Origin of the sequence: Nocardioides cavernae (assembly GCF_016907475.1) — a bacterium.
Lineage (GTDB): Bacteria > Actinomycetota > Actinomycetes > Propionibacteriales > Nocardioidaceae > Nocardioides > Nocardioides cavernae.
The window spans coordinates 4,078,921-4,091,435 of record NZ_JAFBCA010000001.1 but is presented as its reverse complement, the minus strand read 5'-3'; the positions used below and the strand labels follow the sequence as shown (position 1 = coordinate 4,091,435).

The window sequence follows — 12,515 nt, the reverse complement described above, 5'->3', positions numbered from 1 at the left end:
TTCAGGAACGGGTGGTGTGGAGCGAGCGGAGCGTGCGACGGCTCGTCGGCGGGTGCGCCTGGAGCTCGAGCACGCGTGCCATCAGGCGGTCGGGGCGGCGTACGACGGTGCGCAGCTCCTGTTCGCGTGAGGTGGCGAGGACGGTGGTGAGCGAGTGGTGCATGAGCGGCTCCTTGGTCGGTGTGGACTGAGTGGTCCGAGGTTGGTCCGACGTCCTTCCGGCGCCCTTCCGCAGCCCGTTCCGGCCCGGGGAAGGAATCCGGAAGGCCGGGGGAAGGTCCACCGACCAACCTCGGCGCCATGACCAGCAACCAGGTCGGCGCCTCAGCCCGACGCACCAGGGCCGTCACCCGTCGTGACATCGAGCTCTTCACCGCGATCAGCGGTGACCGCAACCCCGTCCACTACGACGAGGACCTCGCCGCGCGCTCCCGCTTCGGCGGCATCGTCGTGCAGGGCGGGGTGACCTCCGGGCTGCTCAACGCGCTCGTCGCCGAGCAGCTGCCCGGCCCGGGGAGCGTGTTCCTCGAGGTCTCGTGGCGCTTCCTCGCGCCCGTCCGGCCCGGCGACGTCCTCACGGCGACGGCGGTCGTCACCGCGGTCCGCGACGACAAGCCGGTCACCACGCTCGCGACGAGCATCACGAACCAGGACGACGTGCTCGTCCTCGACGGCACCGCCGTCGTCTGGCGCGACCCCGTGGTCGGCGCCGCCACCTCACCCATCACCCACCCACACGCCGGGTCCCCGGCACCGACACAGGAGAAGATCGCATGAGCACCACCACCGAGAAGGCGCCCCTCAACGGGGTCGACGTCCCGACGCTCTTCGGCACGCGTGACGCCGTGAAGCAGACGAACGAGATCGCGGAGTTCCAGTTCCGGGCCACCAACACCTGGGTGTCCGGGACCCACAGCCGCTCGACGTTCGCCGGCTTCTACGGCGCCATGCAGGAGATGCGGCACGCGCAGGACACCGTGGTCGAGTCCGACCACCCGGCCGTGCTCGTCGGCACGGACGTCGGTCCGACGCCGATCGAGTACCTGCTGCACGCCATCGCGGCCTGCCTGACCTCCGGCATCGCCAACATCGCGGCGGCCCGCGGGGTCCGGCTCACGCACGTCTCGTCGTCCGTCACGGGCGACATCGACCTGCTCGGGATCCTCGGGCTCTCGGGCGGCGCCGTCCGCAACGGCTACGAGCAGATCAAGGTCACGTTCCGCATCGAGGGCGACGCCGACGAGGCCACCCTGCGCGACATCGTCGACCAGTCCCGCCGTCGCTCGGCCGTCTACGACGCCCTGACCAACCCGACGCCCGTCCACATCGACGTGGTGACGGGCTGAGCCCGTCAGGCGTGCGAGCGGTCGGCCGGACCACCGGCCGGCCGCTCGCACGCAGAACACCTGAAAGGAACCTTGGATGACCACCATCGACACCGTCGTCATCGGGGCCGGACATGCCGGCCTCGCAGTGAGCAAGCTGCTCACGGACGCCGGACGCGAGCACGTCGTGCTCGACCGCGGCCGGATCGGCCACCGCTGGCGCACCGAGCGCTGGGACTCCCTCCACCTGCTCACGCCGAGCTGGATGACCCGGCTCCCCGGCTGGAGCTACCGCGGGCCACGCCCCGACGGCTACCTCAGCGTCGGCTCCTTCATCGGCTACCTCGAGGCGTACGCCGCCTCGTTCGGCGCGCCCGTCGTCGACGGAACCACCGTGCACGAGGTCGCCGCCACACCCGGCGGCCGCCCGGCACGTCGCTACCGCGTCGTCACCAGTCGCGGCACCTGGCACGCCCGTCACGTCGTCATCGCGACCGGGCCGCACGGGACTCCCCACGTGCCGGCCGGCCTCGCCGGGCTCGACACCTCCGGGATCGACCTGGTGACCTCGAACAACTACCGCAACCCCGGCCGGCTCGGGACGGGCGGCGTGCTCGTCGTGGGCGCGTCGGCGTCCGGCATGCAGATCGCCGACGAGCTCAACCGGGCCGGTCGCGAGGTCACCCTCGCGGTCGGGCGGCACACCCGGATGCCCAGGCGGCACCGCGGCCTCGACATCTTCTGGTGGCTCGAGAACACCGGCCGCCTGGCCCGGACCATCGACGAGGTGGCCGACCCGGTGGCCGCGCGCGGTGAGACCTCGCTGCAGCTCGTGGGCCGCGACGACCCCGAGCGGTCCACCGAGGACCTCGACCTCGGCCGCCTCCAGGAGCACGGTGTCCGCCTCGTCGGACGGCTCGACACGGTCGACGGCCGTACGGCTCACTTCCGCGACGACCTCGCCGCGACCGTCGGTGCCGCCGACGCGAACCTGGACCGGCTCATCGACAGCCTCGACCACTTCGTCGAGCGGATCGGCCTGGGCGGCCAGCTGTGGGACAGCCCGCGGCCCCGTCCCGTGGCGATCGGGTCCCCGCGGCGCCGGGTCGACCTGCGCGCCGAGGGCATCGGCACGGTGCTGGTGGCATCGGGCTACCGCCCCCACCACCCCTGGCTGCGGCTGCCGATCACCGACCCCGACGGGGCCGTCCGCCAGCACCGGGGCGTGACCCCCGCCGAGGGTGTGTACGTCGTCGGGCAGCGCTTCCAGCACCGGCGCGACTCCGGCCAGATCGACGGGGCGCGGCACGACGCCGGGTCGGTGGTGGCCCACCTGCTCGCCGCGAGCGGGGCACGGGTGCCGGCCACCGACGGCTCCGGCACCGGCCGACAGGAGCCGGCAGCATGAGAGACAGTGTCGACGTCGTCGTGGTGGGCGGCCGGGTCGCCGGCGCCTCCACGGCGCTGCTCCTGGCCCGGGCCGGCCTGTCGGTCGCCCTGGTCGACCGGGGGCGGCGCGGCAGCGACACCCTCTCCACGCACGCACTCATGCGTGGCGGAGTCCTGCAGCTGTCCCGCTGGGGCGTGCTGGCCGACGTCGTGGCCGCCGGGACACCGGCCGTCCAACGCACCGTCTTCGGCTACGCGGACGGGGAGGTCGCCGACGTCGCCATCCGACCCCGGTCCGGGGTGGACGCGCTCTACGCACCCCGCAGGCACCTGCTGGACCGGCTCCTCGTCGACGCCGCCGAGCAGGCCGGAGCGCGGGTGCTGCACGAGACGGCCGTGACGTCCCTGCGCCGCGACGGCTCGGGCCGCGTGGCCGGCGTCGTCGGCCGTACCCGCAGCGGCGTCCGCGTCGAGCTCGCGGCCGGGCTCACCATCGGTGCCGACGGGATCCGTTCCCGCGTCGCAGAAGAGGTCGGCGCGCGGACCACGTGGCAGGGGTGGACGTCGAGCGCGGTGCTCTACCGCTACGTCGAGGACCCGCTGGGCGACGGCTTCGAGTGGACGTACGGCGACGGCGCGGGGTCGGGCGTCATCCCGACCAACGACGGGGCCTCGTGCGTGTTCGTGGGCACCACCCCCGCGCGGATGCGCGGCCTGCGCCGCCTCGGCGTCGAGCAGGCCTTCGCCGGACTGCTCGACGCCGCGGGTCCTGCCGCTGCGGAGCGGGCGCGCGGGCTCCGGCCGGTCACCCCGCTCCGCGGCTGGGCCGGCCTGCCCGGCTTCGCGCGCGAGTCCTCCGGACCCGGGTGGGCGCTCGTGGGGGACGCGGGCTACTTCAAGGACCCGATCACCTCCCACGGCATCACCGACGCGCTGCGGGACGCCGAGCTGCTGGCCGGACAGGTGCTCGCCTCCCACGCCGGCGCCGTCCCGGAGCACGTGGCGCTGGGGCGCTACCAGGAGACCCGCGACCGGCTCTCGCGTGACGTCTTCGAGGTGACCGAGCGCGTGGCGGCGTACGACTGGGACGCTCCCGGCATCCGGTCGCTGCTCCGCCGGTTCAGCGCGGCGATGGGTGACGAGGTCGAGCACCTCGAGCAGCTCGACCGGGCTGACGTCGCGGGCTGAGCGCCGTACGTCCGGACGGCCCCGGGAAATGGCGTCGATCCGGGCGCCCTGACGGGCGTAGAGTCGCATCGCTCGCGGCTGGGAGGGTGCGATGCACGTCGACATCAGTCTCCTCGGAGGGTTCGCGGTCGTCGTCGACGGCCGCGCCGTCGCCGCGCACGCCTGGACCCGCCGCAGTGCCGCCACGCTGGTGAAGGTGCTCGCGCTCAGGCCCGGCCGGCAGCTGCCCCGTGAGCAGCTGGTGGACCTCCTCTGGCCCGACCTGCTCCTGGAGCAGGCGGCGCCCCGGCTGCACAAGGCCGCGCACTACGCACGTGCGGCCGTCGGGGTCCCGTCCGCGGTCGTCCTGGCCGGCGACGTGGTCTCGCTGTGGCCCGACGCGGAGGTGGCGGTCGACGTCGAGCGCTTCGACCGTGCGGCAGGCGACCCGTCGTCGGTGGGGGAGGCGATCGACCTCTACCGCGGCGACCTGCTGCCCGAGGACCTCTACGAGCCATGGGCCGACGCCGAGCGCGAGCGCCTCCGCGTCTCCTACCTGGAGCTGCTCCGCTCAGCCGGGCGGTGGGCCGACCTGGTGGCCGCGGAGCCGCTCGACGAGGAGGCACACCTCCGGCTGGTCCAGCAGCACGTGGAGAGCGGTAGCCGGAGCCAGGCGCTGCGCCAGCTCGAGGCGATGGCCCGGACGTGGCGCGACGAGCTCGGCGCCGAGCCCGGCCCCGCTGCCCGTGCCCTGCACGCACGGGCCCAGGCGATGCCGCCGGTCGAGCCGGCGTCGGCCGCACCGGGTGCGAGCACGACCCGGGTGCCGCGACCCGCGACCCGGACGGTGGGACGTGAAGCCGACGTCGACGCGGTCCTCTCCCTGCTCGAGGAGCACCGGCTGGTGACCCTGCTCGGCATCGGTGGGGTCGGCAAGACCCGACTCGCGGCGGAGGTCGCGCACGTCTGGGGCGAGGCCACCCGCCAGCGCACGTGCTACGTCGACCTGACCAAGGTCGCCGAACCCGGTCTGGTCGCCGAGCTGACCGTGAGCGAGCTCGGCATCCGGTCGGGGGACAACTCCAACGTGGTCCAGATGCTCGAGGAGGCGCTCCAGCGCCAGAGCCTGCTGCTGGTCCTCGACAACTTCGAGCACGTCGTGGAGGCCGCCGACCTCGTGGGGGACATGCTGCAGTGGTCCACCGACCTCCGGGTGCTGGTGACCAGCCGGGCGCGGCTGCGCGTCGCGGGTGAGCACGTCCACGAGGTGCACCCCCTGACCCTCGAGGGCGGGCACGGGACCGACGGCCTCGCCGACGCCATCGTCCTGTTCGACCAGGTCGCGACCGCGGTCGACCCCCACTTCGAGCTGGTCGACCACGTCGACGACGTCGCCGCGATCTGCCGTGCGGTGGACGGGCTGCCCCTGGCGATCGAGATCGCCGGCGGCCATCTGCGCACGCTGTCCCCTGCCCTGCTTCGAGAGCGCCTGACGGGCCGCCTCCTGTCGACCGCGGCGGCCGGACGAGACCTCCCGGACCGCCATCAGACGATCCCGTCGACGATCGACTGGAGCCTCCAGCTGCTGGGCCCCGCGGAGCAGCGCCTGTTCGGGCTGTTCTCGGTCTTCCACGGCGACGTGCCGCTGGAGGCCGTCGAGGCGGTGTGGGCCGACGGCGACGTGGTCGACCCGCTCACCGTCCTGGTGGACCACAGCTTGGTGCGACGGACGACCGGCTACCGCAACGAGCCGCGCTTCGGGATGCTCGCACTCGTGCGGGAGCACGCCGCCCGGCTGGCCGACGCGGACCGCGAGGCCGCCCGGGCCGGCCACGCGGCGTACTTCTCGTCCTGGCTCGACGACCTCTACGAGCGCCGGTGGACCGACGCGACCTACCGCTGGCTCGACGACATCAGCGAGATGCTGCAGGAGGTGCGGGCGGCACACGCATGGGCGGCCCGCACCGGCGACCTGCCCCTGACCGCGCGCATCACCGCGGCGCTGGGCGCCTACTGGTTCCTCGAGGGCAACCACGCCGAGGGACTGCGCTGGATCGACGAGATGCTCGCCGTCGAGGACCGGCTCGACCCCTACATCTCGGCGCGGATCCACCTGGCGGCCGGGTTCATGGCGTTCCCCTCCAACCGGCCCGAGGCACGCACCCACTGGGAGCGCGCGACCGTCCTGTTCCGCGAGCTGGGGGAGACCCGGCTCGTGGCGTACGGGCTCGCCGTCACCTCGGCGACGTACATCGCGGACGTCGAGCAGACCGGGCTTGCCATGCGGACCAACGACGAGGCGCTCGCGCTCGGGCGCGGGGTCGGCAGTCCCGCGCTCGTCGCCCAGGTGCTCAACATCCGCGGCGAGCTGACGCGGGTCGCCGGGCGCGACGAGGAGGCCCGCGAGGCCTACGAGGAGGGCCTGCAGATCTCCGGCGACCTGGGTGACGAGATGTACGTCAGCGTGTTCCTCTCCAACCTCAGCTACCTGGCCGACCACCGCGGCGACCACGAGGAGGCCCGGCGGCTCACCCACCAGGCGCTGCGCATCTGCTGGTCCCAGGGCCGGAGGCTGATGGCGGCGTGGACCGTCTCCCAGCTGGCCGGGCCCGAGCACGCGCTGGGTCGCCCGGAGCTGGGGGCGGTGCTCGTCGGTGCGGGCGACGAGGCACTGCGCGTCCTCGGCGCCCGGCGCCACCCCGGAGACGTGCCCGAGCACGACCGAGTCGTGGCCGCGCTCCGCAGCGCCCTGGGGGACGAACGGTTCGAGGAGCTGCGCGTCGAGGGCGCGCAGCTGACCCTCGACCAGGTGCTCGCCCGCGTCCTCGACGGCGACGTCGGTGTGGAGGAAGCTGTGCACGAACGTGTGGAGAAGTGCTGACACCTGGGGACGGTGAGGGCCTTGCTGTGCACGACGCGCCGGAACCCGGAGTATGTGGAAAAAGCTTCGCCGAAGGCCTTGCGGACGGTGTGACGCAGGGCATAGAACTCTCCCTACGCAGCCCCGCAAGGGGAGGCGGGATGGCTCTGGACGACGAGTCCGCACGACGGGAACCGGTACGCCGGGGAACGTCGCAGGCACCGGGTGATGAGGTGGCTGGGACGAGACGGAGAGAGCGATCGACCGGGAACATCACCACGACCGGTCAACCCGAGGAGCTGGACGCCACGGCGACCTGAGCCTCACCAGAAGGGCCCTTGGCGCTCATACCGCCGAGGGCCCTTCGCCTTTGTCCCCTGACGTCCTCGCGTCACGCGTCACCCGGCAGGTCTTGCCGAGGAAGTGGCGATCCGTCGGCAAACTCTGCCGTGGTCACCAGGGCGGCCGGATCTGTTGAATCGTCCCCATGAGCGCGCGGCGGATCAGGATCGGCATCGACACCGGGGGCACGTTCACCGACGTGGTCGCCTTCGACGAGGACTCGGGTGAGCTGGTCACCACGAAGACCCCCAGCACGCCGGGCAACCCGGCCGACGGCTTCATCGCCGGCATCGAGAAGATCCTCGGCATCGTCGGTGCCGGGGGCAGCGACATCACGGCCGTGTCGCACGGCACGACGGTGGCGACCAACAAGCTGCTCGAGGGCAAGGTCGAGGCGCTCGGCTTCATCACCACCGAGGGCTACGAGTTCATGCTCGAGATCGCCCGCCAGTCGGTGCCCGACGGCTACGGCAACTCCTACTTCTGGGTCAAGCCGGACCGCATCGTCCCGGCGGACCGCGTGCGCACGGTGGGGGGTCGCCTCGACTTCACCGGCGCCGAGATCCGCCCCTTCGACGAGGAGGCGGCCGTCGCGGCGGCCCGCTGGTTCAAGGACCAGGGCATCACCACCATCGGCGTCTGCCTGATCCACGCCTACGCCAACGACGCCCACGAGCTGCGGATGCGCGACATCCTGCGCCGCGAGCACCCCGACGCGATCGTCTCGATCTCGAGCGAGGTGCTCCGCGAGTACCGCGAGTACGAGCGCTCGATGACCACGCTCGTCGACGCGGCAGTGAAGCCCAACGTCAGCCGCTACGTCACCAACATCTCCGACCGGCTGCTCGGGTTCACCGGCAACGAGATCCCGTTCTACGTGATGAAGTCCAACGGCGGCGTGCTGTCGGCCGACGAGGTCGTCCACCAGCCGATCACCACCGTGCTGTCGGGCCCCGCGGCCGGCGCGCTGGGTGCGGCACTGATCGCCAAGGTCGCCGGCTTCCCCAAGATCCTCACCTGCGACGGCGGCGGCACGTCGACCGACGTCTCCGTCGTCCTCGACGGCGAGCCGACCCTCACCACCGAGGGCACGGTCGGTGCCTACCCGAGCAAGATCCCGATGATCGACGTCGTCACCGTCGGCGCCGGCGGCGGCTCGATCGCCTGGCTGTCGCCCGAGGGCACCCTCAAGGTCGGTCCGCACTCGGCCGGCGCCGACCCGGGCCCGCTCTGCTACGCCAAGGGCGGCACCCAGCCGACCATCACCGACGCCCACGTCACCCTCGGCCGGATCCCTCCCCACCTGCTCGGCGGCGAGATCCCGCTCGACGTGGAGGCCGCCCGGACGGGCATCGCCGACCTCGCCGGCCAGCTCGGCCTCGACTTCGAGCGCTGCGCCACCGGCATCCTGGAGATCTCGGCATGGAACCAGGCCAACGCCCTGCGGCAGGTCAGCGTCAAGCGCGGTCTCGACGTCCGCGACTTCATGCTGACGACCTTCGGCGGCTCCGGATCGCTGCTGGCCTGTCGGCTCGTGGACATCCTCGACCTCGCCGGCGTCGTCGTCCCCCCCAACCCGGGCAACGTGAGCGCCTTCGGCCTGCTGACCGTCGACGTGAAGAACGACTACGTCCAGACCCACGTCGCCAAGGAGTCCGCGCTCGACCACGCGGCCGTCCAGTCGATCCTCGACGACCTCACCGACCGGGCCCGGGCGGCGCTCGCCAAGGAGGGCTTCACCGCCGACCAGCACCGCTTCCAGCGCACCATCGACGTGCGCTACGTCGGGCAGGCCTACGAGGTCCGCGTCGCCGCCCCCGAGGGCGTCGTCGACGCGGCGTACGTCGAGCAGGTCGCGGACGCCTTCCACGCCGACCACCGCCAGCTCTACGGCTACGACTTCCGCGGTGACCGCGACCAGCAGGTGGAGTGGGTCAACCTCCGCGTCACCGGCATCGGCCCGATCACCCGGCCCGAGATCCCCACCCTCGACAAGGCCGAGGGCGACGTCCTCGAGCGCGCCGTCCGCAGCCGGCGCGAGGTCTGCTTCGACGCCGAGCAGGGCTACATCGACACCCCGGTCGTCTGGCGCGCCGACCTGGGCGCCGGCGACACCTTCAGCGGGCCGGCCATCGTCGAGGAGTTCGGCTCGACCATCCCCGTCCACCCCGGCTTCGAGGTCGTGGTCGACGACTGGGCCAACCTCGTGATCCGGAAGGAGTCGGCCCGATGACCGACGTCAGCACCCGCGCAGTGGACCCGTCGTACGTCACCGCCAAGCCGGTGAACCCGGCCGGCCTGCCGACCGCCTACGAGCACGGCGGCCGCCTGACGGCCGAGGGGTCGAGCGTCGACCCGATCCTGGTCGAGATCGTCCAGGGCACGCTCGCCAGCGTCGAGATGGAGGTCGAGACCGCGATCGGTCGCACCAGCCGCTCGCCGATGATCCGCGACGCCCACGACTTCCGCGCGGGCATCCACGACCGACAGCTGCGCAAGCTGACCGGCCGCTCCTACAGCGCGCTCGTGCACCCGATCGTGCGCGACTACCCGATCGACGAGATGCGCGAGGGCGACGTCTTCTTCCACAACGACGTCTACGAGTCCGAAGGCGGCATCGGCCACCTGCCCGACCTGTGCGTCACCGTGCCGGTCTTCCACGAGGGTGAGGTCGTCGCCTTCGTGCAAGCGTTCGGCCACCACGACGACATCGGCGGCGCCGTCCCGGGCTCGATGCCCAGCAACGCGACCACCGTCTACGAGGAGGGGCTGGCCGTCCCGCCGATCAAGCTGTGGGACGCCGGCGTGCCCAACAAGTCGGCGCTGCGGATCATGACCCGCAACTCGCGGATGCCCGACAGCCTCGCCGCCGACCTCGACGCCGAGTGCTCCGCCTGCCTGATGGGGGCGCGCAGGCTCGGCGAGCTGTTCGAGCGCTACGGCCGCGAGGCGATCGAGACGGCGTTCGACGCGATCCTCGACACCACGACCGAGACCTACCGGCGCGAGATCCTCTCCAAGATCCCCGACGGCACCTACGTCTGGGAGGACTACGCCGAGCACGACGGCGTCGACGAGCCGCAGCTGCACACGCAGCGGATCACGTTGACCAAGGTGAGCGACGCCCCGGCCGACCCCGAGATGGGGCGTCCCGCCGGGCCGCGGCTGATCATCGACTTCACCGGCACCAGCGCGCAGGCGAAGGGGCCGATCAACCACTGTGGTGACTACGTCGGCGGCAACTTCCTGAAGAAGTGGCTCGCGCCGATCCTGCGCAACCTCGCCGACACCCCCGAGCGGATGGCCGAGCTCGACGTCAACGAGGGCATCGTGCCGCTGATCGAGATGCGCTTCCCCGAGAAGGGCACCCTGCTCACGCCGATCCACCCGGGCCCGACCAACGCCCGCACGTTCGTGATCCTGCGGCTGCTCGGCGTGCTGGCCGGCGTCGTCGCCAAGGCCGTCGACGGCAAGATGCCCGCCGACCAGGAGACGATCCGCTACACCGGCGTCTACGGCAAGGACCTCGACGACAACGACTACCTCATGCGCGAGGTGCTCGGCGGCGGCTCCGGCGGTCGCTACTACGCCGACGGCGAGGACACCATCCACGTCGTGCCCGACTCCCGCAACCTGCCGACGGAGTTCACCGAGTCGCGCTTCCCGTTCATCGTCGAGCGCCTCGGCCTGGCCCAGGACTCCGGCGGCGCGGGGGAGTTCCGCGGCGGCCTCGGCTACGAGAAGCACATCCGGATGCTCAAGGACGCGCACTTCATGTCGATCGCCGACCGCTCGATCCTGGCCTGCTGGGGCGTGCGCGGCGGCAAGGCCGGCATGCCGTTCCAGGTCGTCATCGACCCCGGCGGCCCCGACGAGCGCGAGGTCGACGCCCTCGCCGACGCCGAGGAGATCAAGGCCGGCCAGCTCGTCCGGATCCGTACGACGGGTGGCGGCGGCTGGGGCGACCCGCTCGCTCGCGACCCGGAGTCCGTGGTCCGCGACGTGGTCTGGCGCAAGGTGTCGGCCGAGGCTGCGCTGCGCGACTACGGCGTGGTGCTGACCGGCTCCGCGGACGACGGGACCCTGGGCTTCGACGACGCGGCCACCTCTGCCGAGCGCGCGGGTCGTGCCGCCTGGAGCAAGGACGACGACGCGTTCTTCGACCGCGGCCCTGGCTACGCCTCGCTGGCCGACGGCGCGGCGTTCGCCGAGGTCGACCGGGTCTGATGATCGCCGTCCTCGGCGGGCACGGGAAGACCGGTCGCGCGGTCTGCTCGGCGCTGGCCGACCGGGGCGTCGACGCCCGGCCGCTGGGGCGGGCCGACTGGCCGGACCTCGCGTCGGAGGTGGCCGGCTGCGAGGCGGCGTACGTCATCGCGCCCAACCTGCACCCCGACGAGCCGGCGTACGTCGCCTCCGCACTGGCCGCGCTCGGCAGTGCCGGGGTCGAGCGGGTCGTCTACCACTCCGTCGCCTCGCCCTACGCGCCCGCGATGCCGCACCACCTCGGCAAGGCGGTCAGCGAGGACCTGGTCCGGCGCAGCGGGCTCGGGTGGACGATCCTGCAGCCCGGCGCCTACCTCCAGAACCTCGACCTCACCGGTCCGCTCGACCTGCCCTACTCGCCGGACGTCCGGTTCGGCTTCCTCGACCTCGCCGACCTCGGTCGCGCCGCGGCCGTCGTCCTGACCGAGCCCGGCCACGGGGGAGCGACGTACGAGCTCGCGACGCGCGTCGCGACCGTGCGTGAGCTGGCCGACGAGGCGGGCGTCCCGGTGCGTCGGGTCGCCGACCCCGGCACCCATCCCTGGCTGTCGGCGATGTTCGCCTACTACGACGACCACGGGCTGCCCGTGGGCACGCGCGTGCTGGACGCGATGGTGCAGCGGCGCTGACCTGCCGCGCGGAAATTGCAGGTGCGGCCGTGCGTCCCGTGCGGTGGAATGCCTGCATGGGTGGAGTGGACGAGCCGGGGCTGCCGACGCTGTACGAGTGGGCGGGCGGCCTCGACCCGCTGCGGCGGATGATCGACTCCTTCTACGACCGCGTCCAGGCCGACGACATCCTGGCCGGCTTCTTCCCCGGTGGGGTGTCGCAAGGGCACCGGGAGCACGTCACCGACTGGTGGGCCGAGGTGCTCGGCGGGCCGACGACCTACACCGATCGGCACGGCGGCTACGAGTCGATGCTCCGCCACCACGTGGGGCTCGACATCACCCCTGAGCAGCGGCACCGCTTCGCCGCCACGATGAGTCTCGCCGCCGACGACGCGGACCTCCCGGCCGACCCGGAGTTCCGCGCTGCGATCATCGGCTACCTCGAGTGGGGCACCCGGCTGGCGATGGAGAACTCCCGGCCGGGAGCGCAGGTCGTCGAGCACGCGCCCACCCCGCGGTGGGGCTGGGGCGTCGCGCCGCCCTACCAGGGATGAA

10 protein-coding genes are annotated in these 12,515 nt (G+C 72.6%); 9 read left to right on the top strand and 1 reads right to left on the bottom strand.

Features of this window, described 5'->3' with window-relative positions:
• Nucleotide 1: 1 nt before the first annotated feature.
• Complete coding sequence (locus JOD65_RS19305; protein ID WP_191194988.1) at nt 2-163, bottom strand: hypothetical protein; 162 nt, start codon at nt 161-163, stop codon at nt 2-4.
• A 137-nt stretch (nt 164-300) separates the two neighbouring features.
• Here JOD65_RS19305 and JOD65_RS19300 point away from each other — a divergent pair, with 137 nt between their 5' ends.
• From JOD65_RS19300 to JOD65_RS19260, 9 genes are all read left to right on the top strand, one after another.
• Nucleotides 301-777 carry a MaoC family dehydratase gene (locus JOD65_RS19300; protein WP_191194989.1) on the top strand — a complete coding sequence of 159 codons (477 nt, stop codon included), beginning with the start codon at nt 301-303 and terminating at the stop codon, nt 775-777.
• Nucleotides 774-1,346 (top strand): OsmC family protein, encoded by a 573-nt coding sequence (locus JOD65_RS19295; protein ID WP_191194990.1) that lies wholly within the window; start codon nt 774-776, stop codon nt 1,344-1,346. Before JOD65_RS19300 ends, JOD65_RS19295 begins: the two co-directional genes overlap by 4 nt.
• A gap of 76 nt (nt 1,347-1,422) precedes the next feature.
• Nucleotides 1,423-2,733, top strand: coding sequence for a flavin-containing monooxygenase (locus tag JOD65_RS19290; RefSeq protein ID WP_191194991.1), 1,311 nt, complete (start codon nt 1,423-1,425; stop codon nt 2,731-2,733).
• The gene (locus tag JOD65_RS19285; protein ID WP_191194992.1) at nt 2,730-3,902 is read left to right on the top strand and encodes an NAD(P)/FAD-dependent oxidoreductase; all 1,173 of its coding nucleotides are present in this window, start codon (nt 2,730-2,732) and stop codon (nt 3,900-3,902) included. The genes JOD65_RS19290 and JOD65_RS19285 overlap by 4 nt, the downstream gene beginning before the upstream one ends.
• A 91-nt stretch (nt 3,903-3,993) precedes the next feature.
• Nucleotides 3,994-6,762 carry an ATP-binding protein gene (locus JOD65_RS19280; protein ID WP_191194993.1) on the top strand — a complete coding sequence of 923 codons (2,769 nt, stop codon included), beginning with the start codon at nt 3,994-3,996 and terminating at the stop codon, nt 6,760-6,762.
• A 466-nt stretch (nt 6,763-7,228) separates the two neighbouring features.
• Nucleotides 7,229-9,316 carry a hydantoinase/oxoprolinase family protein gene (locus tag JOD65_RS19275; RefSeq protein WP_191194994.1) on the top strand — a complete coding sequence of 696 codons (2,088 nt, stop codon included), beginning with the start codon at nt 7,229-7,231 and terminating at the stop codon, nt 9,314-9,316.
• A complete protein-coding gene (locus JOD65_RS19270) occupies nt 9,313-11,310 on the top strand; it encodes a hydantoinase B/oxoprolinase family protein (protein WP_191194995.1) in 1,998 nt (665 codons plus the stop codon). The genes JOD65_RS19275 and JOD65_RS19270 overlap by 4 nt, the downstream gene beginning before the upstream one ends.
• The gene (locus tag JOD65_RS19265; RefSeq protein ID WP_191194996.1) at nt 11,310-11,978 is read left to right on the top strand and encodes an SDR family oxidoreductase; all 669 of its coding nucleotides are present in this window, start codon (nt 11,310-11,312) and stop codon (nt 11,976-11,978) included. Before JOD65_RS19270 ends, JOD65_RS19265 begins: the two co-directional genes overlap by 1 nt.
• Before the next feature lie 56 nt (nt 11,979-12,034).
• The gene (locus JOD65_RS19260; protein WP_191194997.1) at nt 12,035-12,514 is read left to right on the top strand and encodes a group II truncated hemoglobin; all 480 of its coding nucleotides are present in this window, start codon (nt 12,035-12,037) and stop codon (nt 12,512-12,514) included.
• Nucleotide 12,515 lies beyond the last annotated feature (1 nt).

Bases quoted from the DNA above. Each gene is read 5' to 3' on its own strand.
- JOD65_RS19305 (WP_191194988.1), bottom strand. From the start codon at position 163: ATGCACCACTCGCTCACCACCGTCCTCGCCACCTCACGCGAACAGGAG.
- JOD65_RS19300 (WP_191194989.1), top strand. From the start codon at position 301: ATGACCAGCAACCAGGTCGGCGCCTCAGCCCGACGCACCAGGGCCGTC.
- JOD65_RS19295 (WP_191194990.1), top strand. From the start codon at position 774: ATGAGCACCACCACCGAGAAGGCGCCCCTCAACGGGGTCGACGTCCCG.
- JOD65_RS19290 (WP_191194991.1), top strand. From the start codon at position 1,423: ATGACCACCATCGACACCGTCGTCATCGGGGCCGGACATGCCGGCCTC.
- JOD65_RS19285 (WP_191194992.1), top strand. From the start codon at position 2,730: ATGAGAGACAGTGTCGACGTCGTCGTGGTGGGCGGCCGGGTCGCCGGC.
- JOD65_RS19280 (WP_191194993.1), top strand. From the start codon at position 3,994: ATGCACGTCGACATCAGTCTCCTCGGAGGGTTCGCGGTCGTCGTCGAC.
- JOD65_RS19275 (WP_191194994.1), top strand. From the start codon at position 7,229: ATGAGCGCGCGGCGGATCAGGATCGGCATCGACACCGGGGGCACGTTC.
- JOD65_RS19270 (WP_191194995.1), top strand. From the start codon at position 9,313: ATGACCGACGTCAGCACCCGCGCAGTGGACCCGTCGTACGTCACCGCC.
- JOD65_RS19265 (WP_191194996.1), top strand. From the start codon at position 11,310: ATGATCGCCGTCCTCGGCGGGCACGGGAAGACCGGTCGCGCGGTCTGC.
- JOD65_RS19260 (WP_191194997.1), top strand. From the start codon at position 12,035: ATGGGTGGAGTGGACGAGCCGGGGCTGCCGACGCTGTACGAGTGGGCG.